Raw genomic sequence first — 23,738 nt, forward strand, 5'->3', positions numbered from 1 at the left:
AGGACTTGGGTCATGGTTCTATCATAACTTCCGCATTCCTCCCGACACTGACCCTACGGGTACAGTGCGGGGCTCCTGCGATTTCTAGCTGAAATGAAATCTATTTGTAAGCTAACTGTTTGAGACTAAAAATTAGGTAGGGATCCCGCTACGGCCTGCTTCAGTTTCCCGGTAGGATGGCTAGGGTTTGGGAGAAGAGCTAGAGCGTACCTGTAGTCTAGGGTGTTGTGGTGGACAAAGGGGCAGACTTTAGCAGGGCTTAAGCACTTGTCTTTTTTTGAGGGCACTTGTCTTTTTTTGAGGAGTGGGATCCCGATGGCAACAAGTAGCAGCATGGTGAATCGTGGCGTGTTGGCTGCAGTGCTGGCCGGGGTAGGACTCAGCCTATGGGGGGCTTGGCGTTGGCTGTGGGATCCCTGGGGCTGGGCTCAGGTAGTGGCCGGGTTACTGCTGAGTTTGGGCAGCTTGCTCTACTGGCTCAAGACCCGCCCCGCCGATCACCTGGTGGTGGAGCCCCAAGGCTGGCGCATCAGCCGCCACACCCCCGAGCACTGGGTCATTCAAGCGGAGTTTGTGGCTCGCAACCTCAACCCCCTTTTGGAAGTCACCTTGGCCCAGGTGGAGCCGCGACTGCATTTGCTCAGCGCCGGATCCCTAGAAGGCATTCACACCCGCCTACGCCTGCGCTCTCGCCATCCGGATCTTCCCCCCCGCCAAGACAACTACTGGCAGGCCTACATCATCACCCCCCAGAACCAGACTGGCCTAGAGGTTGAGATCGAGCTGAAGGGGAAAGGGCTAGCGGATCTGCGCTCGGCCTGGCTCCAGCTGGACTACATTCAGTACGGGCGGCAGCGGCGCACCCTCAAGACCAGCCACCTCATCCTGCCGTTGCAAGAGGTGGATCCCTTGCCAGAGCTGAACTGGCAGAAGCAGGGATCCCTCCTTTGGGCCCCTGTTCCCACCCATCTGCTGACCCCCAGCGATGACTTGGCCGAGGTGCTACGGCGGTATGTAGGCCCTCACATCCAGCCCGGCGATATGGTGGCCATCTCGGAAAGCGCCGTGGCTATTGTCCAGGGCAACTTCCGCCATCCCCTGCAGGTGCAGCCCGGCTGGCTGGCCCGCACCCTGTGCTACTTCTTCCCCTCCAAGACCAGTCTTTCAAGCTGCTACGGGATGCAGACTTTGATCGACTGCTCCGGGGCCTGGCGGGTGGTGTGGGCTTTTGTGGTGGGATCCCTGGCCAAACTGCTGGGGATCCCGGGGGTCTTTTATGCCCTGGCGGGGGAGCAGGCCGATCTCATCGACGACGTTACTGGCACCCTGCCTCCCTATGACCAGTTCATCGTGCTGGGGCCGCGGGATCCGGCCAAGTTGGTGGGGGATCTGCATCGGCAGACGGGCTACGAAGTGGCCATCGTGGATGCCAACGATCTGGGGCAGGTCAAGATCCTGGCAGCCAGCCCCGGCGTAGAGCGGGAGCTGGTGGAGCAAGCCCTGGGCAAGAACCCCGCCGGCAATGCCGCTGAACAAACCCCCCTTGTGCTGATCAGGAAGATGACACCTGACTGAGGCTCTGCTGGGATCCGAGGGCTTGCATCGCCTGGTGAGTGGAGAGGAAGAAGCGCTCAGCGCCCACTTTCTCCACAAACCCAGCCTTTTGGAGGCGATCCATTACCGGCCCCTTCACCTCGGCCATGGCAAAGCCCACCCCTGCCTGCTGCAAACGTTCCACCAACTGGGTCAGCACTTCCAAAGCGCTGCCGTCGATGAAGTTGATGGCGCTGGCAACGAGCAGCACCTGCTCCACTGTGGGTCGCGCCGCCACCTCTCGCAGCAGATACTCCTGCAAGTAGGCTGCGTTGGCAAAAAACAGGCTCTCGTCCACCCGCACTGCCAAGATACGGGGATCGGTAATCACCTCATGGCGCTGCACGTTGCGGTAGTGCTCCGTACCGGGCACCTGACCCACGATGGCAATGTGAGGACGGCTAGCCCGCCAAAGAAAGAGCAGGATGGAGACTAACACCCCTATTCCGATCCCTTGCTCCACTCCGATCCCCAGCACACTGGCAAAGGTTACCAACCAAACCAGGGCATCGCCACGGTCGTAGCGCCAGCTTTGCAGCAGGGGGTGAAAATCCACCAGGGCCAGCACCGCCACCAGAACAATGGCCGCCAGGGTGGTCTGGGGCAAGAAGGTGAACAGGGGCATCAGCCAGATGACCGTCAAAGCCACCAACAGGCCGGTGATTAGGGAGGCCAGGCCACTGTTGGCGCCTGCTTGAAAGTTCACCACCGACCGGCTGATGCCTCCCGTTACCGGATAGCCGCCACTGCAGGCTGCTGCCAAGTTGGCTGCCCCCAAAGCCACCAGATCTTGGTTGGGATCCACCTTCTGCCGCCGCTGGCTGGCCAAGGACTGCCCCACGGCATAGCTCTCCGTGAAGCCCACCAAGCTAATGGCCAAGGCGGTGGGCAGAAGCGCTGTCCACTGTCCCCAGCTCAACGAGGGAAAGCCCAAGGGGGGCAACCCGGAAGGAATGGAGCCAACAACGGATACCCCTGCCCTCTCCGAGAGGTTTAGGCCCCAGACCAACAGGCTGGTCACGAGCACAGCCGCTAGCGGTGCCCCCTTGGTCAAAATCAAGGCCCAACCTGGAGGCACACCCCAACGCCGCAGTTGGTGGGGCAACTTTCGCTGGGCGTACACCAGCAGGGATACGGCCAGCAGCCCCAAGCCAAAGGTTACCCAGTTTACCTTATCCAGGCTCTGCCACAGCCGCTGCACCAACAGCAAGAAGGACTCCGTATTGGCGATCTTGACCCCCAGGAGGTGGCGGAGCTGGCTGAAGCCGATGATCAAGGCCGCCGCGCTGCCAAAGGCAGTCACCACCGTGTGGCTTAAGAAATTGGCCAAAAACCCCAGCCGCAGCAGTCCCATAGCCCCCTGGACCAGACCCACCTCCAAGGCCAGCCCCAAAGCCAACTGTCCATACTCCGGGCTGCCCGGCAAGGACTCCGTCCCGCTGACGCGACCGGCCAGCGGCTCTAACCCTGCCGCCACCAAGAGGGAGATGATGGCCACTGGCCCTACCGCCAAGGCGCGGCTGGATCCCAGTAGTCCATAGACGATCACCGGCAAAATACTGGCGTACAGGCCCACTTGGGGGGGCAACCCGGCCAACAGGGCATAGGCCATGCTCTGGGGCACCAACAGAATGGCCACCACAAGGCCGGCGATCAGATCTCCCGGCAAATCTGATCGTTGATAGTGGAAGACCCAAAGGGACTCCTTAGCAAAGGGCAGGTACCGCGCCAGGATCCCTTGCCCCGAAGAGGAAGCAGAAGGGATCCCGTTCATAGAGACTGACCTCGGTTCCAGGGCATGCGAGCCAAGAGCAGAGCCATGCCACAGGTGTTGGTTACACCCGCAAACACCAGCCCAGCGCCCACAAAGCCACTCAGCAGCAGCCACCAGGGGTTGACAAAGGCCCCCAGAAGGGTTCCGGTGAGCACCAGGGATCCCGCCGCAATCTGCACCTGCCGCATGATGGAGATGGGCGCATTTTGGGTGCGGGTAACGGGCAGCTTGGCCGCTTTCCAAGCCTCGATCCCGCCCTTGAGGCTAATCACCTCCGGCCAGCCGCGGTCTAGCAACTGACAACCGGCGCGGATGGAGCGGCTGCCCATGCGGCAGTGCAACACCACCGGCTTCTCTGGCGTGGAAGCAGGCACTTTGGCCGGGTCAAAGGTAGATAGGGGCAGGTTGATAGCCCCCGGGATCCGCTCATCGGCATATTCTCCCGGCTCCCGCACATCAATGAGCTGGACTCGCCCCTGATCCAGCCACTGTTTTAAGGTCAGGGCCTCGATCTCCTTGAGACGGGGATCCCGTTCTTGCGAAGCGGAAGGGATAGGGTTTTGTTGGGTTACGGTCATGGTTGTCTCCTTGCTTCTAGCGTTGTCTAAAATGCAAAATGCAGCGATTTTTGGGATTAATCCCCCTCCTCAAGCAAATGACTGGGCTCACCGGGGTAAAACCGGCTATCCAGGATTTGCTCTGAGGAATAAGGGCAGGCTTTGGGGAAAATCTTTCTGGGCAGCTTGGTCTCCTCCAGGGCCAGCTTCAGCGCTCCCAAGTAAGACTTGGAGATGGCCTCTGGCAAATAGGGCTTGAGACTTGGGCTTTCTTCAAGAAGCTCCAGAACTTCCTGCCGCTGCAGCTGGAGGGTGAGGAGCCAGCTTGCGGATCTCCCCTCTGGCTGGTACTCCCACTTGAGGAGATGCCCAACCAAAACTGCAAGTCGGTTTCGCAGTTCCTGCCGCTGTTGCCTGCCCAACGATTCAATCTCCTCGACTAAATTGGGCAGATCCAGCTTCTCCCAGGCCCGATCCCGCAGAAATTGAGCTTGTTGCTGGATCCAAGCGTAGAAATCGCTCTCATAGAGACTTTCTCGATCCACGCTCAAACTCTCCATTTCTGGCAAGCCAATTGAGAGAAGGTTACCCAGAGCAGCGGGCCCTCACCATCGGAGTTTCACATGGGCTCCCCAGCCGGCGGGGGCTTACCCTGCACCTCGCTGCCCAGAAGGAATTAAACCGCTGCTGCCACTTGGCCGCACTGCTCGTTGGCCGGCACCGCTTCCTGGATCTTCTTCGGCTGGGGCAGGTTGAGGCTGTTCATCAGGGCAATGAAGCTCTCACGGGAACGCAGGTTGCCCGTTTCCGGATCCACAAAGCGCGGGTTCCAGCGCTTCTCCTCGCCAATGGTGGAGACGGTGTGCCCGCGATAGTCGTGGCCAGGATAGACCAGCGTCTCATCGGGCAGCGTAAACAAGTGCTGGGTAACATGGTCGTACATCAGGCCGGGATCCCCGCTTTGGAAATCCGTGCGCCCACAGCCGCGGATCAGCAGGGCATCTCCGGTAAGGACGCGATCCCCATTCACGCGGTAGGTCATGTGGCTGTCGGTGTGACCCAAGGTGGCAATGGCTTCAATGGGGATGGATCCCACTTGCAGCGTTTCCCCATGACCGATGAAACGATCTGCACATTGAGCCTTGGCCTGTACTGGCACCACCCCTTGGCAACCGGTCAGTTCCCGCAGCTTCCCGGTTCCCGTGATGTGATCCGCGTGAACGTGGGTTTCCAGGCAGTACTTCAAGGTTAGACCCAATTCCCGAATCAGCTTCAAATCCCGCTCCACCTGCTCCAGCACTGGATCCACCAGGGCGGCCTCGCGAGTTGCCGGATCCGCGATTAAATAGGTGTAGGTGCTTGTTTCTGCGTCGAACAGTTGGCGAAATAGCATAGTGCCCTCCTGTCTGGTATCGAAAGTCCGACATGAACTTGGACTTTCTAGGAATACTATATAACTATCTAGTGTTAAAATCAAGTTGACGAACGGCGCAAGCAGGTTTGTTGATGGGAGAAAGCCGGTGAGCAGAGCGGATGTGAATGAGTGTCGCACGATCCTGACGCCGCAGGTTCTCGACAGCGTGGCAGAGTACTTCAAGGTTTTGGCGGAACCCAGCCGCCTGCAGATCCTGTGTCAGTTGCGCTCTGGGCCGAAGAATGTAACCCAGATTCTGGAAGCCACCGGCATGGGCCAGGCCAATGTTTCCAAGCACCTGAAAATCTTGGCGCAGGCAGGGATCGTCAGCCGTCAGCCCAAGGGGGTGAGTGTTTATTACCAAATTGCGGATCCCATGTGCTTTGAGCTGTGCGAAGTGGTATGTCGGCAGTTGGTGAGTCGGCTACAACAGCAAGCCCGCCAACTGGAGCCGCTGGCAGCCATTCACCCAGGTCAATCGAGCTGAGGCGAAAATGGTTCTCAAACGGGTTGGGGTTGTCGGGAGCACCTGATGATTAGTCCAGCCCCAGCCGCCGACGAAAGTAAGGGATGGTCTGTTGCAGCCCAACCTGCAAAGGGATCCGAGGTTCCCACCCCAAGAGGGCACGGGCTTTGCGAATGTCGGGCCGCCGCTGCTTGGGATCATCTGTTGGCAGAGGCCGGTAAACGATGGGAGAAGGGCTGCCGGTGAGGGCGAGCACCTGCTGGGCCAGCTCCAGGATCGTGAACTCCTCTGGGTTGCCCAAGTTAAAGGGTCCGGGGTAGGGGCTGTTCATCAGCCGGATCAAGCCTTCCACCAGGTCGGAGATGTAGCAAAAGCTGCGGGTCTGGGATCCATCCCCATAGACCGTCAGGGGATCCCCGCGCAGGGCCTGGACGATAAAGTTGCTCACCACGCGGCCATCGTCCTCCCGCATGGCAGGGCCGTAGGTGTTGAAGATGCGGGCCACCCGGATCTCCGTCTGGTATTGCCGCTGCCAGTCGAAGGTGAGGGTTTCCGCCAAGCGCTTGGATTCGTCGTAGCAGGCCCGCGGGCCAATGGGGTTGACGTGGCCCCAGTAGTCTTCCGGTTGGGGATGCACTTGGGGATCCCCGTACACTTCTGAAGTCGAGGCCAGCAGGAACCTCGCTCCCGTTTTCTGGGCCAGTTGCAGCAGGTGATAGGTGCCCCAGAGGCTGGTGCGGATGGTGCGGATGGGATCCGCTTGGTAGTGGGGGGGAGAAGCGGGGCAGGCCAGGTGGTAGATCTGCTGGATCCCAGCCTCTTCCAAAGCGGGCGGCAAGGGATCCGCCACGTCGTGCCAGATGAGCTGAAAGGCGGGGTTGTCCAGATGGGCCTGGACATTGAGCTGCCGGCCCGTGTAGCCGTTATCCAGACAAATGACCCAGTGGCCTTCTTGCAGAAGGCGGGTTACCAAGTGGGATCCAATAAATCCCAGGCCACCTGTAACCAAGATTTTCATGAATTCCCCTTGTTTCTCAGCGCCTACCAGCCCACTCCGATGAGGGTTATGCCCGCCTGCTGCACCGCCTCCCGATCCAGACAGTTACGGCCATCGATGAGCAAAGGCCGCCGCATCAGCTCTGCAATCCGTCGGTAATCCAGCGACAAAAACTCCGGCCACTCCGTCACCAGCACCAGGGCATCGCAATCTTGGGCCAGGCGAAACACATCCGTTTCCACCACCACATGGGCTAGCCCCTCCCGCATCCCCGAGGCGGATACAATTGGATCATATGCCTTGACCTTGGCCCCCAGACGGTGGAGTTGTTCGATCAAAGTCAGGGAAGGGGCATCCCGCAGGTCGTCGGTGTGGGGTTTAAACGTGAGGCCCAAAAGACCAACGGTTTTACCCTTGAGCACCTTGAGGGCTTGCTGCAGCTTTTCCACCAAACGTTGCCGCTGTTCTCGGTTGACCTCCACCGTGGCCCGCAACAGCTTGGCCTCATAGCCGTAGTCAGCAGCGGTTTGAATGAGAGCCGCCAGATCTTTGGGGAAGCAGCTTCCGCCCCACCCTATGCCAGCGTTGAGAAAGGCGCGGCCAATGCGCCTATCTAGGCCGATCCCTTCCGCCACCTGGGTGATGTCGGCGCCGGTGCGCTCACAGATGTTGGCCATTTCGTTGATGAAGCTAATCTTGGTGGCCAGGAAGGCGTTGGCGGCATACTTGATCATTTCGGCAGAAGCCAGGTCGGTCACCAGCAAAGGCACGGGATCCCCTTGCAGGCCCTGCTGGCGGTTGAGGATGGGTTCATACAGCTGCCGCATGATTTCAATGGCGCGGGGGCTGTTGGAGCCAATCACAATGCGATCCGGGTAGAAGGTATCTTGGATGGCACTGCCCTCCCGTAGGAACTCGGGGTTGCTCACCACGTCAAACTGCGGCGTCCAAGGGGAGAGCTCTAAGGTGAGAGATCTGGCCTCTGGATCTCTCCCCACTTCTCGGCTGCTCAGCCGCTGCTTGGCGGCTTCGGCGGCCCCGTCCAAAATGAGCATGCGCACCCAGTCCCCAGAGCCAATGGGCACAGTGGATTTGTTGACAATGACCCGATAGTGCTCGTCCAGATGCTGGCCAATTTCCCGCGCCACTGCTTCCACGTAGCGCAGATCGGGATCCCCGCTGGGCAGGGCCGGGGTGCCCACGGCAATAAACACCACCTCGCTGGCCTGGATCCCAGAGCCCAGATCGGTGCTAAAGTGCAGCCGACCCGCCGCAGTTCCCTCCCGCACCAGCTCTTCCAGGCCGGGCTCGTAGATGGGCAGGCGACCCCGCTGCAGCCCTTCAATCTTGGCGGGGTTGTTGTCCACACAGATAACGCTATTTCCTAGGTGAGCCAGGCAAGCCCCTGTTACCAGGCCCACATAGCCAGCGCCTACCACAGCAACGTGCATACTCAGCGTTTGCTCCCGAACGGATGGCCCCCATGCCCCCGCAGCTCACCGTTAGGATACCCCACTCCCCTGGGATCCCTTACCCCCATTGAGGTCGGTGGCAGAATAAAGCAGGATATCTGTGGATCCCCGCCCGAGCTGCAGTGAGCTTTCTGGATTCTGCTGCCATAGCCAGCCGCCGTCAGCGCCAAGTGCAGAGGGTGCTGTACGTCACGCTAGGGCTAAATGTCCTGGTGTTTCTGATCAAGTTAATCCTGGGGCTGACGACGGGATCCCTAAGCCTAATTGCCGATGCCCTGCACAGCTCCACCGACAGCGCCAGCAACATTTTGGGCTTGGTGGCCGTGCGCTTTTCTTCGCCAGAGCCCGATGCCGACCATCCCTACGGCCATCGCAAGTTTGAAGCCATTGGAGCGCTGGGGATCGCTGCCTTTTTGGGGATGGCCAGCCTGGAAATCTTGCGCACAGCCGTGGAGCGGTTTTGGGAGCCACAGCCCCACCTGCAGATCGATGAGCTGACCTTGGGGATGATGGTGGGCGTGCTGGGCATTAATGTCTTTGTCACCCTCTACGAGCACCGCTGGGGCAAAGCTCTGTCCAGCTCGCTGCTGTTGGCCGATGCGCGCCATACCCTCAGCGACGTTGGGGTGACGCTGACGGTGTTGCTGGGGTTGGCCGGCATGCATTATTGGGGGATCCCTTGGCTGGATCAAGCCCTGGCTTTGCCGGTGGCGCTGCTGGTGCTCCGAAGCGGCTGGGAAGTGCTGCAGGAGTATCTTCCCTACCTCACCGACCGGGTGGCGATCCCCTCTGAGGCCCTGCGGGATCTGATCCTGAGCGTGCCAGGCGTGCTCGACTGCCATGACATCACTTCCCGCGGGATCCCAGGGGAAATGGTCTTTATCGAGATGCACCTGGTGGTGGAGCCGCAGGATATCGAGTCCGCCCACCGCCTCACTGAGGAAGTTGAACGCCTCTTGCAGGAGCGCTACGGGCCAGCGCGGATCCTCATCCACCTGGAGCCCCGCTCCCATATCGAGCAACCCTAGCAGGAGCATGACTCTAGTCAATAATAAGCTCAACTATACTGAAAATAATGTATAATATGTTCAGTACGGATTACTACCAGTTGATCTTTCTGTTTACTTTCGAGTCTGCCAACATGGTAGCCAAAGCAAAGCAGAAAATTGGTAGTAAGACGACACGGAAACTGCGCTTTGGGTATTCTACTCAAAGCTTTGCGGGATACCGCCATTCTGGTTGGAAACAAACAGAATGCTATCGCTGCATAGTTGAACAGTGATGTTCAGCAGTGTTCAGCGTAAATGTATCAGCTCGCCACCTGCCAACAGATAGCCTAGCCAAACCTCAGGGATCCTGATGTTTCCAAAAGAACACCAAAACGGTATCAACGCCTCTGCGAGCGTCCCTCAAAATCTCGGAAAAGCCCATTCTTTCGTCGGATCCCTCGACGCCTTGTGCCACAAGGCTTTCCGGCCCCAAAACCCCCTCGCCGAAACTCTTTTTGCCCCCTTTTTTCCGGATCCCTCGCAAACGGGTCTTGCATCCCTTGCCCTGCTTGGCTTTAATAGGGGTGGAGTTCCCCCTTCGGGGGGATCCCTAGAAATTGGAAACTCCCACTAACCCAGACGAATGCCTCCCGCTCAGTTGTCGTTCCCCCTTCGGGGGGATCCCTAGAAATTGGAAACCGGGCACCGTTTGGTCATACGGACCCAACGCTGTTGAGGTTCCCCCTTCGGGGGGATCCCTAGAAATTGGAAACTTACCAGCCACCTAGCAGCATATGGTACTACAATAATGTAGTTCCCCCTTCGGGGGGATCCCTAGAAATTGGAAACTCGTTATTATTGTTGACTGCAACCCACATCCCTGGGTGTTCCCCCTTCGGGGGGATCCCTAGAAATTGGAAACAGGACTTGGGATCACTGTGGGCACAGCTGAGCAGATGGCGAGATTTTGGTCAGCATGGCAGAGAGCAGGGGGGTAGCTATGCCAGAAGGTTGGGAAAAAGTTACAGATTTAATGCGCCAACTGCAGGCAGTACAAGAGATTGCCGAGAGGGGGTATTGGCTCACCACGGAGGAACTGGGGCAGGTTTTAGGTTTACCAGAGTCCCGCTTGGCAATTCTGCGGGAACAACCCCTCGCCTATGAATTTCCGTGGCGCAACTTCCGCTGTTGTGTAGTTGACGAGCAAGAGGGGATCAGGCTTTGGTCTATCACTCCTAACAAGGCTATCAATGTCCACACCCCCACCACCGCGCCCCAAAAACAGCCTGCGGTCTATGCACGGGTGGATAACTTTTTGCCGCGGGACAAAAACCAACAGTTACTAGAATATGCGATCGCCAACGAAGGGCGGTTTGTCCCTTCCCGAAACTCAGCGAATGACAGTGAATACCGCCGTTCATGGGTGCTGCATGACTTCCCTGAGTTTTCAGGGGTGATTCTCCACTATGTGCAAATGCTAATCCCCCAAGTGCTCAAAAGCCTAAAAATGGAGCCATTTCCCATCGCCTACATCGAATGTCAAATGACAGCGCACAACCACGGCAATTATTACAAAGTGCACAATGACAACGGCAGTCCTGATGCCAAAGAAAGGGAACTGACCTATGTCTATTACTTCTACCGAGAACCCAAGCAGTTTTCTGGGGGGGAACTGCTGATCTACGACTCTGAAGTGCGAAACAATATGTATGTCAAAGCCGACACCTATAAAACCTATGTTCCTGCCAACAACACTATCATTTTCTTTCCCAGCTATCTGATGCACGAAGTTTTACCCGTGACTTGTCCCTCACGGCAGTTTGCCGATAGTAGATTTACGGTCAACGGCTGGGTACGGCGTAAATAGGCACATTGGGCGGAATGATACAAGTGCGGGTTCTGCCCCTGCCAGTGCAAACGATGCCATTGGACAAAATGGTGTAGCCAGTGGTTGCCCCTGCGATCCCGCCCGATGGTCGTCCCTTGACTGCTGGTGGTCTGCACAAAGTGATTACCACTGATCACATTCCCCCCCCCCTCAACTTTGACACTGCCATCGTCGTTGTAGTAGTTCCCCCTTCGGGGGGATCCCTAGAAATTGGAAACTCATACGAACCCACCGTTGGGAACGGTAGTTCCAGTAATACTGTTCCCCCTTCGGGGGGATCCCTAGAAATTGGAAACACGCTATTGGGACCAGACCAGAAAAACGCGAGTCCCCTCGAATGGTGTTCCCCCTTCGGGGGGATCCCTAGAAATTGGAAACAGCTTGAGATCTGGCGTTTTCCCTTGAACTCAAGTTGAGGGTTCCCCCTTGGGGGGGATCCTTAGAAACTGGAAAAGAGAAAATCGAAATCAAACGAAACTGGGCCTGGTTATCAGGCGGGCAGCGAAAACAACGGCTGAAACGCTCCAGAAATCGGCCTGCTGGCTGGGGAAAGTCTGGGAAAGTGAGGTCTGGATCCCCGGCAGCCACCGCTGCCCAAAAGTAGCGCAATTGTGGGGCCAAGGCTTGTGCCTGTTCCAAAGGCAAATTCAGCGGTGCGGAGGTTAAAAACTTAACCACCGCTGGTTCGCTGCGCTGGGCCATCCACTCCCGGGAGAACGCTTGCAAATCGGGCCAATCGGGCAGGGATCCCACCCGGTAGCTCTGGATATGGACTTGGATTCCGGTCTCTCGATCCGACCGGATCTCGACAAGGCGGTAGGGGTGGGGAAAGCTGACCAAAGAGCCGGTGGTAATGTCGTAAACCCCCCCTCGTCGGGCGATGTGCTGGATGTGCAGATGTCCGGTGAACACCAGTTGCACCCCATAAGCTTGCAGCAGCCGCCGCAACTGAGAGGCATTCTCCAGCATGTAGCGACGCCCCCAGGGATGGAGAGACTGGCCGCGCAGATGCTCGACCACATTATGGTGCACCATCAGCAGCACCAGCTCTTCCTCGGCTGCCGCCAATTCTTTCTCCAGCCAGGTCAGTTGTTCTGGGGTTAGACACCCCACCAATTGACCCTGAGCATCGAAATGGTTGGAATTGAGGCCGATTAAACGGATCCCTGGCCGCAACAGCCGACTGTAATCCAAAGATTGCCCGTCCTCGTAGCCAAAAGCTCGGTAGTAGCGGGGAAAATCAGCCAAACCGATGGAGCGCCCGTTGGCCTTGGGCTGGGGCACATCGTGGTTGCCGGGCACCACAAAAGCCGGAAAGGGCAGTCGAGCCAGCCGCTCTGCCAGCCATGCATGGTTTTCCGGCTCCCCATGCTGGGTCAGATCCCCCGGCAACAGCAGAAAATCCAAAGGCAACTGCACCAGATGCTGCAAAACCTGTTCCAGAGCCGGAATGCTCACCTCTACCAAGTGAAACCGGCTGGGGTGATCCCAAAGGGTAGAAGGAAGGGTGACGTGGGGATCGCTCACCACAGCAAAGCGGATCTGCACGGATTACTCCCCTTGACAACAGCAAGCAGATAGAGCCTTCGGCCCACCGGGGGGACAAGCGCTTCTGCTATTCTGACATCCATCACGGGATCCCTTTATCTCAGGAGCACAGCATGGTGGCCCAGGTGATTACCATCGATCACCCTCTGGTACAGCACAAGCTCAGCCTCATGCGCCGTGTTGAAACTACAACCGCCGACTTCCGAGCGCTGATGCGGGAGATCAGCCTCTTGATGGCCTACGAGGTGACCCGCGATCTGCCCCTCAAGCTACAGCCCATTCAAACCCCGATGGCCCCAATGTTGGCGCCGATGTTGGCGGCAGAGAAAAAGTTGGTGCTTGTCTCCATCCTGCGGGCCGGCCAAGGGCTCCTCGACGGCATGCTGGAGCTGATCCCATCAGCACGGGTGGGGCATATCGGCTTGTATCGGGATCCCCATACCCTGATCCCCATCGAGTACTACTTCAAGGTGCCCACCGATATCGAAGATCGTGAGGTGCTGGTGGTGGATCCAATGTTGGCCACCGGCCATTCGGCAGCAGCGGCTGTAGCGCGCCTACGCCAAACCCGACCCCAGTCGATCCGCTTCATCTGCCTGGTGGCCGCCCCAGAAGGGATCCGGTATTTCCACGAACAGAACCCAGATGTGCCAATCTATACCGCTGCTGTAGACGATGGCCTAGACGAGCACGGCTACATCCTCCCCGGCCTGGGAGATGCAGGGGATCGCCTGTTCGGCACCCGCTGATGGGAGAGCATGACTCTAGTCAATGATAAGCTCAACTATACTGAAAATAATGTATAATATGTTCAGTACGGATTACTACCAGTTGATCTTTCTGTTTACTTTCGAGTCTGCCAACATGGTAGCCAAAGCAAAGCAGAAAATTGGTAGTAAGACGACACGGAAACTGCGCTTTGGGTATTCTACTCAAAGCTTTGCGGGATACCGCCATTCTGTTTGGAAACAAACAGAATGCTATCGCTGCATAGTTGAACAGTGATGTTCAGCAGTGTTCAGCGTAAATGTATCAGTGCCATGCCTACAGCACCCTATGTTGCTGCGCCACACTGAACGGGAACCGCACCGCTGTCGCGATTAGGAAGTTGGGTTGGGCGCCAACAACTGTTCCCCCCTCAACATGCGGGCAGCAGCGCTGAGCAGCTCCTCTTCCAGATAGGGCTTGGTGAAGTAGGCAGTTGCTCCCAGCTCCCGTGCTGTTTGCCGGTGCCGTTCTGCCCCCCGCGAGGTGAGCATGGCAACCGGGAGATGCTTGAAGTTGCTGTCTTCCCGCAGGCGGGTGAGCAGTTCTAGGCCGTCCATCCGCGGCATCTCGATGTCGCAGAAGATGAGGTCGCAGGGCAGGCCGCCGCGCAGCTTTTCCCAGGCATCCTGGCCATCCCGCGCCTGTTCCACCCGGTAGCCCACCTTCTGGAAAGACATCGAGAGCAGCTCCCGAACGGTGATCGAGTCGTCCACGATCAACACGGTGGTCTGGCGCACCTCTTCTGGGGTTGGCTCCTCATCCCGGTGATCCAGCCAGAAGCGGTTGAGATCCCGACGGCGACCGTGGGCTATGTCCACCAGCTCGATGATGTCGGCAATCGGCAGCACCCGCCCGTTCCCCAACACCGTTGCCCCAGAAATGCCCAGTGGCTTGGGCACAGGCCCGCGCAGTTGCTTGATCACGATTTCCTGCTCTTCCACGAAGCTGTCCACCTGCAGGGCAACATACTGGCCGGCACTTTGCAGGATGACAATGGGAATAATGCCCTCATCCTGGGTGATGCTGTACACCTCGGAACGGCTGCGGCTGTGGCTGCGGCTGTAGGCCAGCAGATTTGAGAGGGGCTGGAAGTGAAGACGCTGATCCCGCCAGAGAATCGAGGGCCGCCCCTGCTCATCCGGCTGAACTTCGTCGGCAGGAACATCCAGCATCTCCTCCACGCCATCCAGGGGGAAGGCGATCAGGGCTTTGTCGCTGACACACACCATGGCCTTGGAAATGCTCAGGGTGAGGGGGAGGCGGATGGTAAAGGTGGTTCCTTTGCCCCGCGCAGAATCCACTTGAATGCTGCCGCGCAGCTCGGTGATGTTGCGGCGCACCACATCCAAGCCAACCCCCCGCCCGGCCAGATCGTCCACCTCGCTGGCCTCGCGAACGCTGAAGCCAGGGTGGAAGAGAACGTTGAACACTTCGTCTTCGTCGGCTTGCTCCGACAGCAGCCCCAGCCTTTGGGCCTTGGCCTTGACCTTCTCCACCGGGATCCCGGCGCCATCGTCCGAGACGATGATGATGGTTTGGTTGCCCTGATAGAAGGCCTTGACGGTGATCTTGCCCTCAGGGGGCTTGCCCGCCCGCCGCCGCTCCTCAGGGGTCTCGATCCCGTGTACCAGGGCGTTGTTCACCAGGTGGGTCATGGGGTCATAGAGCTCCTCCAGGATGGCCTTGTCGATGAGCGTGTCACGGCCTTCCACCACCAGGCTGGCCTGCTTGCCCGTTTTGATGGAGAGATCCCGAATGGCGCGGGGCAAGCGGTCGGCAACTTGCGAGAAGGGCACCATGCGCGCCCGGTTCAGGCCCTCTTGCAGTTGGGTGGTTACCTGCCGGAATTGGCGGGTAATCTGCTCGGCCTCATCTACGGCAAACTCGATGTCGGAGGAGGACTCGCGCACCCGCACGATGAGCTCAATGATCTCCTGGGCCAGAGCGTGGAAGGCCGTAAACTGGTCCATCTCCAGCTTGTCGAACTCTTGGCCGGAGGAATGACTCCGCCTTCCTCGGCTGGACCCCTCCCCATTTCGACCGAAGCCCACCGTTACCGTGCCGCCATAGGCTGAGCTGCTGCGGCTGGAGAACAAAGCCAATTCCAGCAAGGAGCGGTCATACTGATCCCGCATGCGCTGGCCCAGATCCCCTAGCTGTTGCACACGGCCCAACAGGCCATCCAGAAACTGGCGCAGACGGGTTTGGTTTTGCTCCATGCTGTTGCGGATGACCACCAACTCTCCCACCAGGTTGTTGATGGAGTCGAGGTGGCGCACCTCCACCCGCATCACAGGGTTGCTGAGGGCAGCAGTTCGCCGTGAAGTCGGCCCAGTTGCCGCCGGGGCAGCTGCTGCTGGGGTGGGGGTTGCTGGAGCAGCAGCGGCAATTGGCGGCGAAGGTGCTGGCGCCGCAGCAGGTGCTTGGGCAGGAACCTCGAGATCGCCCAGGAGCGATTCCAGCTGGGCTGCAAAGTCGTCAGCAGCCTCGCCGCTCGCGGCTGCAGGGGATCCCACAAGGGGGGCGATAGCCTTTTCTAGCTCAGGGGTTACCGCCGGCTCGGCAGCGTCGAAGAGGGCGGCCAAATCGTCCAAACGGGGAGCCGGAGCAGCTTCCAGCGCCTCTTCCTCTGGGGTCTCGGCCTCGCCAACAGGAACGGCTAAGGATTCATCCTCTGCAAACAGGCTGGCCAACTGGCTTTCCAGATCGTCCTCCGCAGGCTGGAGGGCATTTTCTTCCTCCAGTGCGGCAACCGGCGGCTCTGGCTCAGACACGGGCACTTCCGCCAGGCTGCTCGCTTGCAAAGCTTCTGTGTCCTCCAGGAAGGTGGCAAGATCCAAGGGGGGTTCTTCTTGGGGCGCTTCCCCTTCTGCAAAGAACTGGCTCAACTCATCCAGATCCACCTGGCTGTCGCTATCCATGGCCGAGAGGGATCCCCTGGCCCCCAGGCTCAGTTCTTCTGGGTCGGATTCCTGGGTGAATAGGGCATCGAGACGGTCGAAGGAGAGCTCGGGGGAAGGGGCGACTGCCTCCTCAGCCGTGGGTTGCAGGTCTGCGAAAGACTCCTCCTGAACCGGGAACAGCTCCTCCAGAAGCGCCCACGCCTGGGCTTCTGCTGTGTCCCCAGCTGCTGATTGGGTCAGGGGGATGGAGTCCCCATCGGACGCCTCCTCGAGGGTCTCGCCGGCGAAGAGATCCCCTAGGCTCAGCTCGGCTCCGAAGTCTGGAATTGGCGATTCCCTCGGCTCATTGGCCATGTCGGGTAGAGAGGCAAGCTCGTCCAACGTGGGGAAGGGTTCGCCAACAGCGAGATCCCCAAGCTGCTCAGCCTCGGCAATGTCCAAAGAAAATACGGAAGGTTCACCGACTTCGGGCATCGACCAAGCCGGATCGGCTTCTGCCGCAGGGGTGGAAAAAAAGCTCTCCAGGCTGTCTTCGGCAGTATCGAAGGCAGCAGAGTCAGCGGACTCTAAGGATCCCACCTCGTCGGATCCCGACTCTGCCAGATAATCTGCTGGGATGGAAAAATCCTCTAGCTGGATATCCGCGGAAAATTCAGCCCAAAGGTCTGCTGCGATTTCCCCGTCCTCAAGGGCTTCCTGAAGGGGTGGGGACGGTTCAGCCGCCCAAGGATCGGCCTCCAGCTCACCAGCGGGAACGGCCTCCAAGTCCGGAAGCTGAGACCCTTCCTGCCGGAAAGCACTCTCTACGGGAAGTTCCTCCAGCTCAAATAGGGCCTCTACCCCGGCACTTGCGGCTTCGTCTGGGACAAAGCCGGATCCCTCGCCCATTTCCGCAGCAACGCTCTGGGCAGTCGGCTCCTGTTCAGCATCCCAGGCAGGCTCAGCAGAGACAAACCCCTCTGCCCCTTCACCCACCACTTCGGCAAACAGCTCCGCCAGATCGGCCTCGGCTCTCTCCTCGTCCAACCTTGGGCTCAGATCCTCAAAGGTCTGCAAGAGGGGCTCAGGAGAGGAGGGGATCAGCTCTGTTGGGAACTCTTCAATATCAGACAGCGCTTCTGCGTTGGCGAACAGCTCGTCAAAGGCCGAGGTGGCTTCTTCCTCCAGATCCAAGGGAGTGGCATAGAGCTCCGCTCCGCTAACGCGACCGAAGTCGTCCGCAACAGAGGCCAAGCCAGCTCCCTGCCCGTCCTCTTCTGGGCTTTCTGCCGGCACGGCAGCTGTCCTCCAGTCTTCCTCCCAAGCCGCTTCGGCTCGGATCCCTGGCCAACTCAGATCCAGATCCCCCTCTTCCGCGGGAGCAGATCGGTGCTCTGAATCTGTTCCCGCCAGCGGGACGGAGTCCTCAGCAGTGCCCACTTCCCATAGGGATGAGAGCTGTTCCGCCGCCAGATCTCCGCTTGCCTCTGCGCTCTCCTGCTCCGGCGACAGGGCAGCTCCGGGCTCATCCTCTTGAAAGGATGTCTCAGCGAGGGTTACCGCTTCCCAGCTCAGATCGGGGGTAGCGCCTTCCTCCGCAGGGATCCCAGCAGCCGCAGCCCAATCCTCTGGGGCACCCCCAGGTTCTGGGAATGACGGCTCTGCCTCAGACCCCCAAGCAAGGCCAAGGTCGAAGGGCTCAGGGACTTCTGGCTCTTCAGGGGCTGCCGGAACAGGGCGGAAAGCCAGCAGCTCAGCCGAGGGCTGAATGGTGTTTGCCGCTCCATTGGCCAGAGCCTGGTGGGCTTGCTTCAGATCTCGCAGCACCGGCAGGGCCAACTGCCGCAAATCCTGGCCGGGATCCGCCAAAATCTCGCCCACCAAGCGGGTCAAGTCTGTCCAGCCTCCCAGTTCCAGAGCCGAAGATTGCCCCAAATCCTGCAAAGATTGGGCCAGAGCTTGCAGAGCCGGTCGAGTGGCCGGGTCGTCAGGACGTTTGAACAGCTCCAGCATCTGGCGCAGCAGGGCCGGGATCTGCTGATGCACCACCACCTCAAGAGGATCCGGTGGGGCAGGGGGAGCGGCAGGGCGAGCCAATTGTTGCAGTTCTGAAGAAGGGGCAACCTGTTCGGCCTTGCCGTCTAGGATGAGCTGCTGTCCCTGCTTCAAATCCCGCAAGGCAACCAAAGCCAAAGTTCGCAGGTCGGCATCGGGGTTGCCCAGGGCTTGCTCGAAGGTTTCCGTCAACTGTTGCCAGCCCGCCAGATGATGAACTTGTCCGATCTCCTTGAGAACGGCATTCGCCGCTGCCAAGCGCTCTCGGACATCTGGCTGATCCCGTTGTTTAAACAGCTCCAGCATCTGGCGCAACTGCTGCGGCACCACCTCCGCCATGTCCTGCTGTAGGGTGCGAACCGCCGGCGACGAGACGGGAGCTGGAGCAAGGCTGGGAACAGTGCCCTCGCCAAGAAGATTTTGAATGTGCCTTTCGGTCTCTTGAAAAACCGGCTCCAGTTCCGCCAGGGTGGTGTTGCTGACTTCTTGGGTGAGGCCGCGGGGGCTCTGCAGCTCCTCCAACAACATCGAAAGCCCATCAAAAGCCCGCAGCAGCAGGGTTTCCAGGTGCTGGTCGACAGGCACTCCGCCTGGACGGGAGCGAAAGATGTTGAAAAAATCTTCCATGCGGTGGGCCGTCCGTTGGATGCTGGTGAGGCCCAGCATGGCAGCTCCCCCCTTGATGGAGTGAGCGGCTCGGAACAGCTCGTTGATCAGCTCGGGGTCGCTCATACTGTCCCGCAGGCTGAGGAGCACTTGTTCGATTGTTGCCAAGTGGTCGCGGGCTTCTTCGATGAAATAACTGAGGATCCGCTTCTGTGCTTCTTCATTCATGGCAGGAGGCCCTTCCTACAGCCCACAAGTCTTCATTCAGTGATAACAGACCGGACAGGGTGAGGCTCGCCTGAGCGAAGAGTCCGGCCAAAAGTCGGAACAGGGGGATCCCGGTGCCATTTGCTAAGGATCGATAACGTCTCCTGCATGGGGATCCTTGTCCCTAGAATGCCCTCAAAACAGCAGATTTGCTCATTCATCCCCAACCCGGAAGCGACCGACAGAAGTTTGCAACTCGCGGGCGATGCTCACCAACTGTTGGAGCGAAGCTGCCACCTTCTGCGCCTCCTTAGAGGTCTCGTTGGCGGTCAACTCCACCGATTGCATCACCTGCGCCACAGAGCGAGAGGTTTCCGTTTGTTGCACGGTGGCCTGAAAGATCGCCCGCACCAGCTCGTCGATCCGGCGACTGACCTCGATGATCTCGTCCAGGCTGTTCTTGGCCTGCTCGGCCCGCCGCGTCCCCTCGATCACCAGTTGGGTGCCTTCTTCCATAGCCGTCATCACGTTGCCGGTTTCCGATTGAATCTGCAACACGATCTGCTCGATCTCCTTCGAGGCTTTGGCAGCTCGGTCGGCCAGTTGTCGCACCTCATCGGCCACGATGGCAAAGCCCCGTCCCGATTCCCCGGCTCGGGCCGCCTCGATGCTGGCGTTGAGGGCAAGCAGGTTGGTGCGCGAGGCAATTTGAGAGATCAAAGCCACAATTTTGGAAATTTCCTGCGAGGATTCCGCCAATCGCTTCACTTTGCGGGTGGTTTCTGCCACGGTTTCGCGAATTTCCAGGATGCCACTTACCGTGCGATCCACAGCTTCTTCACCCCGAGCGGCTGCTTCTGTGGCTTGGGCAGTCACGTTGGCCGCTTCGCGGGCGTTGCTGGCCACCTCTTGAATGGAGTCCGTCATCTCCTGAATGGAGTTGAGGGAGTTGGAAATCTCCTCCGCCTGGCGCAAGGCGTCGGCAGAGAGGCTGCGGGCAAAGTCCTCGTTCTGCAAGGCGGCATTGTTCACGGCGGCGGCGGCCCGCTTCACCTGGCTGACAATGTCTCGCAGACTGCGAATGGTCAGGTTAAAGGAGTCGGCCACAGCCCCCAGCACGTCGGCAGTCACCTCTGCCCGCACCGTCAGGTCTCCACGGGCAGCCCCTTCCACGTCGTCCAGCAGGCGAATCACCTGGCGCTGTAGGTCTTCCTTAGCTTGCCCTTGCTCGGCAGCCCGCTGGCTCAGTTCGGCGAAGTTGGCTTCAAGGGCAGCCGCCATCTGGTTAAAGCTGTCGGCCAAGCGCCCCAGCTCATCGTGGGTGTTGACTGTGGCTCGTACTGAATAATTCCCCTGGGCCAAGGCGGCAAAGTGGCCGGCCAGCTCTTGGGCGGTGGAGCGAATTTGTTTGGCACTGCTGGCCCCGAGGATAACCCCTGCTCCTGTGCCGATCACCCCACCTCCAATCACCCCGGCAATCAAGCGAGCTCCCCCATTGGCCGGGATCCCAAGGCCAATCGCCAAGCCGGCAGCCAAACTCACAGCTCCTTGGATAAGCGCTATGGCCAATTGCCGATCCCCAATCGGTCGGTTGGCGATCCCAGCAGAGGTTCTTGCCCCTTGTTCACCTACACTGGGAATAGGGAGGGAGGCCGTGGGCAGCAGGACTTGGGCCGCTCCGCTGCCGGTCTCCGCCATTGGGCTCATCCCCCCGGTCGCCCCCTCATCTGGGTGGAAGGCCCCCACCGGCTCGCCGCCATCCATGCCGGCAAGTTCGCGATCCAGGCTGTCTAGCTCGTCAAGCTCGAAGAGGGCAGAGCCGGGACTGGCAGTATCTTCATCGGGGGCAGGGATCGGCTCACTCATGGGGGCAGCCAATTCGGTCGGCAGGCTTTCTTCCAGGGATCCCCCCTCCTCTTCCTCAAAACCAGGCAGGGAGAAGCCCATCTCATTGGGAACATCGGCATCGCTGGCCAACTGCGTAATGGAGTCGAAGTCGCCTTCTAGGGCTTCCAGATGCTCTCGACTGAACTCGTTGAGAAAGGCAAAGTCATCTTCGACCACCGGATTGGTTTGAGGCCCGCCCTCTTCCGAGCCTACCCGTCGCGAGAGGGCCGGTGGTGTTACCCGAGGATGGGTCGGCATCGGGTGAGATAAACCCAGCGGATCAGCCTCCGGCATTTGCAGCCCGGTCTCCAAGGGATCCCTGAATCTCTCTTCCCCCATGAAATCGCTGCCAAGGCTGTCTGCCTCCAGTGGAAAGGGATTCTGAGCAAAGGGATCCGCCTCCTCTTCCCCCATCTCCTCGAACTGCAAGAAGGGATCGGGAGCAGAGAAAGCCTCTTCCGAAAAGGCATCCGACCCAGGTGCAAACTCATCTGGAGGGCGAAACTCGTCCGCTTCTGGGGAATCGGGAAGATCCGCCAGCTCCGGTGCCATTTGCAACAGCTCTTCTAGACCCTTCCGGGCCGACTCCAGCTCATCGGGATCACTGGCTGTTTGTAAAATGGTGTTGTAGGTTTGGCGAGCTTCCAACAACTGCCCAGCTTGTTTTTGTGCCAAAGCCAGCAGCAGCTTGACAGCAGTATCTTGCGGTTCAGCAGCGGCCACTTGGTTGAACAACCGCACCGCCCGGACGTAGTCTCCCTGCCAAAAGGCGGCCATCGCATCGGTGTAGTCTCTCTGACTGTTCGCGCTCGGAACCATGGATCCTCCCTTCACTGCTTGCCTACCTCTGTTCACGCGTCAACACAGATGCAAACGGAACGCCCCCAACACCTCAAAACCCCATGGATGCAGGCTATCCCCCCTTTTCCACATTCAGTCAAGCAAGAGTGGGCCTTTCTGCCGCCGTCTCAGGGCTTACCCTCAACAGCCTCGACACGCATCGGTAGGGGATAGATTTGGTCCAACTTTCCCCATTGTGGCTGGAGTTAGCTTGGATCTTTGATAGGAACTATACACTTTCCTCCCGCTGAGCTCCCAGGGGGCCGTCTGTCAACCCCAACGATTGGATCGCAGGATGGCCGACTGATCCAGCAATGGCAAGCGCGATCCCGTTCCGGGCACCACCCATTCCCCTCGCAAAAAAGGAGCCATGGACTCAGGAGCCGTGAGGGCAGGCCGCACCAATTCAGTCTTCAGCCACTCCATGCCTACAATTAAATCCACAGCCAAGCCCATGAGCAAATCCTGTTGATCCATCACGGCCACCACAGGAATCTCGGCTCGGTCGATGTTCAGGGGCGGGCTGATCCCCAAAAATTGCCCCAGGTCTGCAACCCAGATGATCTCGCCCCGCAAATTCAGCGTGCCCAGCAAAACTGGGGCCACATTGGGCATGGGGGTGATTTTCTCTGGGCCAATGCTCATCACCTCCACAACCGATACCGCTGGCAGCGCAAATTCCTCCCCGGTGGCAATCTTGAACTTTAGGAATAGCTCACCTTCAGGAGCCTCCATCTCCCGCAACTCTTGGGTCTCATCCCCCATCAATAAATCCAGATCCCCCAGCATGATGCTCCCCCGCATGGATAGTCTTGTGGACTGTTGATCCCGCCCCCCTCCCTGCTTAAAACGCAGAGTCGTTCTCAGGACCTACCGAAAGGCGTGGAAGCAGAAGGGGCAGCTCTCAGCCTCTCAGTAATTGCTTAATCGTACCCACCAGTTCCTGGGGCTGGAAAGGCTTGGCAATGTAGGCATCCGCTCCCTGGCGGATCCCCCAGTAGCGGTCAAATTCTTCGCCCTTGGAAGAACACATGACGATGGGCGTTTTTTGGGTGAGAGGGTCGGCCTTGAGAAGACGGCACACCTCATAGCCGTTCATGCGCGGCATGACGATGTCCAGCACGATCAGGTCGGGTTTGTTTTGCTTCACCGCCTCTACGGCCTCCACCCCGTCTTCCACAGTCATCACCTCGAAGCCGTTTTCCTGCAGCAGCTTGCTGATCATCTCCCGCTGGGATTGGCTATCTTCCACCACCAAAACGCGACTCATTTCCGATTCATCTCCCGCAATTGATGTTTGATGGTCGCCAGGAGCTCTTGGGGCTTGAAGGGCTTGGTTACATAGGCATCCGCCTGATTGCGCCTGGCCCACTCGATATCAAAGGTCTGGTCTTTGGTGGAACACATGACGATGCGAATGTGTTTGGTACTTTCATCCCCCTTCACTTCCCGGCATACCTCGTAGCCGTTCATGCGCGGCATGACAATATCCAGCACCACCACATCAGGCTTCTGCTGGCGAATGCACTCCATTGCCTCTACGCCGTCTGTTGCTGTGGAGACTTCCAAACCGTTCTCGGAAAGCAAGCTGGAAATGGTCTCCAGGTAGGTACGGTTGTCATCCACCACCAGCACTTTGCTCATCGCCGTCTTGCTCCTTTTGCACTCCCGCGCAACCGTCGGGCTGCTTTGACTGAGGTTTGCTCTTGTAACCTCACCTGGCTCCCTGGCTCCGGGCCGGCCATGCTACCCCTATTGTTTCGGTGAGGCCACTCTTCTGTCCAGTACTTCGCCT

Annotated in this window: 17 protein-coding genes and 1 CRISPR repeat array; of the genes, 5 read left to right on the forward strand and 12 right to left on the reverse strand. The window is 58.9% G+C overall.

Going from position 1 to position 23,738, the window contains the following annotated elements:
- Nucleotides 1–315: 315 nt before the first annotated feature.
- Nucleotides 316–1,575, forward strand: coding sequence for a hypothetical protein (locus ACVW0C_RS11610; RefSeq protein WP_457385524.1), 1,260 nt, complete (start codon nt 316–318; stop codon nt 1,573–1,575).
- On the opposite strand, the gene ACVW0C_RS11615 is transcribed toward ACVW0C_RS11610, so the two are convergent.
- From ACVW0C_RS11615 to ACVW0C_RS11630, 4 genes are all read right to left on the reverse strand, one after another.
- On the reverse strand, nt 1,553–3,367 hold the full coding sequence (locus tag ACVW0C_RS11615) for a SulP family inorganic anion transporter (RefSeq protein ID WP_457385526.1): 1,815 nt from the start codon (nt 3,365–3,367) through the stop codon (nt 1,553–1,555). The genes ACVW0C_RS11610 and ACVW0C_RS11615 overlap by 23 nt on opposite strands.
- On the reverse strand, nt 3,364–3,945 hold the full coding sequence (locus ACVW0C_RS11620; RefSeq protein ID WP_457385528.1) for a rhodanese-like domain-containing protein: 582 nt from the start codon (nt 3,943–3,945) through the stop codon (nt 3,364–3,366). The genes ACVW0C_RS11615 and ACVW0C_RS11620 overlap by 4 nt, the downstream gene beginning before the upstream one ends.
- A gap of 56 nt (nt 3,946–4,001) precedes the next feature.
- A complete protein-coding gene (locus tag ACVW0C_RS11625; protein WP_457385529.1) occupies nt 4,002–4,469 on the reverse strand; it encodes a DUF29 domain-containing protein in 468 nt (155 codons plus the stop codon).
- 131 nt (nt 4,470–4,600) lie between these two features.
- Nucleotides 4,601–5,317 (reverse strand): MBL fold metallo-hydrolase, encoded by a 717-nt coding sequence (locus ACVW0C_RS11630; RefSeq protein ID WP_414424661.1) that lies wholly within the window; start codon nt 5,315–5,317, stop codon nt 4,601–4,603.
- A 127-nt stretch (nt 5,318–5,444) separates the two neighbouring features.
- On the opposite strand from ACVW0C_RS11630, the gene ACVW0C_RS11635 reads away from it, so the two are divergent.
- Nucleotides 5,445–5,825, forward strand: coding sequence for an ArsR/SmtB family transcription factor (locus ACVW0C_RS11635; protein WP_457385531.1), 381 nt, complete (start codon nt 5,445–5,447; stop codon nt 5,823–5,825).
- Nucleotides 5,826–5,874: 49 nt separating this feature from the next.
- On the opposite strand, the gene ACVW0C_RS11640 is transcribed toward ACVW0C_RS11635, so the two are convergent.
- The gene (locus ACVW0C_RS11640) at nt 5,875–6,822 is read right to left on the reverse strand and encodes a UDP-glucuronic acid decarboxylase family protein (protein WP_457385533.1); all 948 of its coding nucleotides are present in this window, start codon (nt 6,820–6,822) and stop codon (nt 5,875–5,877) included.
- A gap of 23 nt (nt 6,823–6,845) precedes the next feature.
- Nucleotides 6,846–8,252, reverse strand: a complete 1,407-nt coding sequence (locus ACVW0C_RS11645) for a UDP-glucose dehydrogenase family protein (protein WP_457385535.1) — start codon at nt 8,250–8,252, stop codon at nt 6,846–6,848.
- Between the two features lie 143 nt (nt 8,253–8,395).
- Between ACVW0C_RS11645 and ACVW0C_RS11650 the strand changes: the two genes are divergently transcribed.
- Together ACVW0C_RS11650 and ACVW0C_RS11655 are read left to right on the forward strand one after the other, a co-directional pair.
- Complete coding sequence (locus tag ACVW0C_RS11650; RefSeq protein WP_457385537.1) at nt 8,396–9,301, forward strand: cation diffusion facilitator family transporter; 906 nt, start codon at nt 8,396–8,398, stop codon at nt 9,299–9,301.
- A gap of 550 nt (nt 9,302–9,851) precedes the next feature.
- Nucleotides 9,852–10,185: a CRISPR direct-repeat array (repeat unit 36 nt; unit sequence GTTCCCCCTTCGGGGGGATCCCTAGAAATTGGAAAC).
- A gap of 53 nt (nt 10,186–10,238) precedes the next feature.
- On the forward strand, nt 10,239–11,129 hold the full coding sequence (locus tag ACVW0C_RS11655; RefSeq protein ID WP_414344481.1) for a 2OG-Fe(II) oxygenase: 891 nt from the start codon (nt 10,239–10,241) through the stop codon (nt 11,127–11,129).
- Between the two features lie 384 nt (nt 11,130–11,513).
- On the opposite strand, the gene ACVW0C_RS11660 is transcribed toward ACVW0C_RS11655, so the two are convergent.
- The gene (locus tag ACVW0C_RS11660; RefSeq protein WP_457385538.1) at nt 11,514–12,698 is read right to left on the reverse strand and encodes a metallophosphoesterase family protein; all 1,185 of its coding nucleotides are present in this window, start codon (nt 12,696–12,698) and stop codon (nt 11,514–11,516) included.
- Between the two features lie 113 nt (nt 12,699–12,811).
- Here ACVW0C_RS11660 and upp point away from each other — a divergent pair, with 113 nt between their 5' ends.
- Nucleotides 12,812–13,447, forward strand: a complete 636-nt coding sequence (gene upp, locus ACVW0C_RS11665; protein ID WP_414329961.1) for a uracil phosphoribosyltransferase — start codon at nt 12,812–12,814, stop codon at nt 13,445–13,447.
- 351 nt (nt 13,448–13,798) lie between these two features.
- On the opposite strand, the gene ACVW0C_RS11670 is transcribed toward upp, so the two are convergent.
- The 5 genes from ACVW0C_RS11670 to ACVW0C_RS11690 form a co-directional block, all read right to left on the reverse strand.
- Nucleotides 13,799–19,237 carry a response regulator gene (locus tag ACVW0C_RS11670; protein WP_457385540.1) on the reverse strand — a complete coding sequence of 1,813 codons (5,439 nt, stop codon included), beginning with the start codon at nt 19,235–19,237 and terminating at the stop codon, nt 13,799–13,801.
- A gap of 192 nt (nt 19,238–19,429) precedes the next feature.
- The gene (locus ACVW0C_RS11675) at nt 19,430–21,922 is read right to left on the reverse strand and encodes a methyl-accepting chemotaxis protein (RefSeq protein ID WP_457385542.1); all 2,493 of its coding nucleotides are present in this window, start codon (nt 21,920–21,922) and stop codon (nt 19,430–19,432) included.
- A 291-nt stretch (nt 21,923–22,213) separates the two neighbouring features.
- Complete coding sequence (locus tag ACVW0C_RS11680; RefSeq protein WP_011433530.1) at nt 22,214–22,732, reverse strand: CheW domain-containing protein; 519 nt, start codon at nt 22,730–22,732, stop codon at nt 22,214–22,216.
- Nucleotides 22,733–22,847: 115 nt separating this feature from the next.
- Nucleotides 22,848–23,213 carry a response regulator transcription factor gene (locus ACVW0C_RS11685; RefSeq protein WP_011433531.1) on the reverse strand — a complete coding sequence of 122 codons (366 nt, stop codon included), beginning with the start codon at nt 23,211–23,213 and terminating at the stop codon, nt 22,848–22,850.
- On the reverse strand, nt 23,210–23,587 hold the full coding sequence (locus tag ACVW0C_RS11690) for a response regulator (RefSeq protein ID WP_414328794.1): 378 nt from the start codon (nt 23,585–23,587) through the stop codon (nt 23,210–23,212). Before ACVW0C_RS11690 ends, ACVW0C_RS11685 begins: the two co-directional genes overlap by 4 nt.
- Nucleotides 23,588–23,738 lie beyond the last annotated feature (151 nt).

This window comes from Thermostichus sp. OS-CIW-26 (assembly GCF_054058395.1).

Excerpts from the sequence above, each read along its gene's own strand:
- ACVW0C_RS11610 (WP_457385524.1), top strand. The coding sequence starts at position 316 with ATGGCAACAAGTAGCAGCATGGTGAATCGTGGCGTGTTGGCTGCAGTG.
- ACVW0C_RS11615 (WP_457385526.1), bottom strand. The coding sequence starts at position 3,367 with ATGAACGGGATCCCTTCTGCTTCCTCTTCGGGGCAAGGGATCCTGGCG.
- ACVW0C_RS11620 (WP_457385528.1), bottom strand. The coding sequence starts at position 3,945 with ATGACCGTAACCCAACAAAACCCTATCCCTTCCGCTTCGCAAGAACGG.
- ACVW0C_RS11630 (WP_414424661.1), bottom strand. The coding sequence starts at position 5,317 with ATGCTATTTCGCCAACTGTTCGACGCAGAAACAAGCACCTACACCTAT.
- ACVW0C_RS11640 (WP_457385533.1), bottom strand. The coding sequence starts at position 6,822 with ATGAAAATCTTGGTTACAGGTGGCCTGGGATTTATTGGATCCCACTTG.
- ACVW0C_RS11645 (WP_457385535.1), bottom strand. The coding sequence starts at position 8,252 with ATGCACGTTGCTGTGGTAGGCGCTGGCTATGTGGGCCTGGTAACAGGG.
- ACVW0C_RS11655 (WP_414344481.1), top strand. The coding sequence starts at position 10,239 with ATGGCAGAGAGCAGGGGGGTAGCTATGCCAGAAGGTTGGGAAAAAGTT.
- upp (WP_414329961.1), top strand. The coding sequence starts at position 12,812 with ATGGTGGCCCAGGTGATTACCATCGATCACCCTCTGGTACAGCACAAG.
- ACVW0C_RS11670 (WP_457385540.1), bottom strand. The coding sequence starts at position 19,237 with ATGAATGAAGAAGCACAGAAGCGGATCCTCAGTTATTTCATCGAAGAA.
- ACVW0C_RS11675 (WP_457385542.1), bottom strand. The coding sequence starts at position 21,922 with ATGGTTCCGAGCGCGAACAGTCAGAGAGACTACACCGATGCGATGGCC.
- ACVW0C_RS11680 (WP_011433530.1), bottom strand. The coding sequence starts at position 22,732 with ATGCTGGGGGATCTGGATTTATTGATGGGGGATGAGACCCAAGAGTTG.
- ACVW0C_RS11685 (WP_011433531.1), bottom strand. The coding sequence starts at position 23,213 with ATGAGTCGCGTTTTGGTGGTGGAAGATAGCCAATCCCAGCGGGAGATG.
- ACVW0C_RS11690 (WP_414328794.1), bottom strand. The coding sequence starts at position 23,587 with ATGAGCAAAGTGCTGGTGGTGGATGACAACCGTACCTACCTGGAGACC.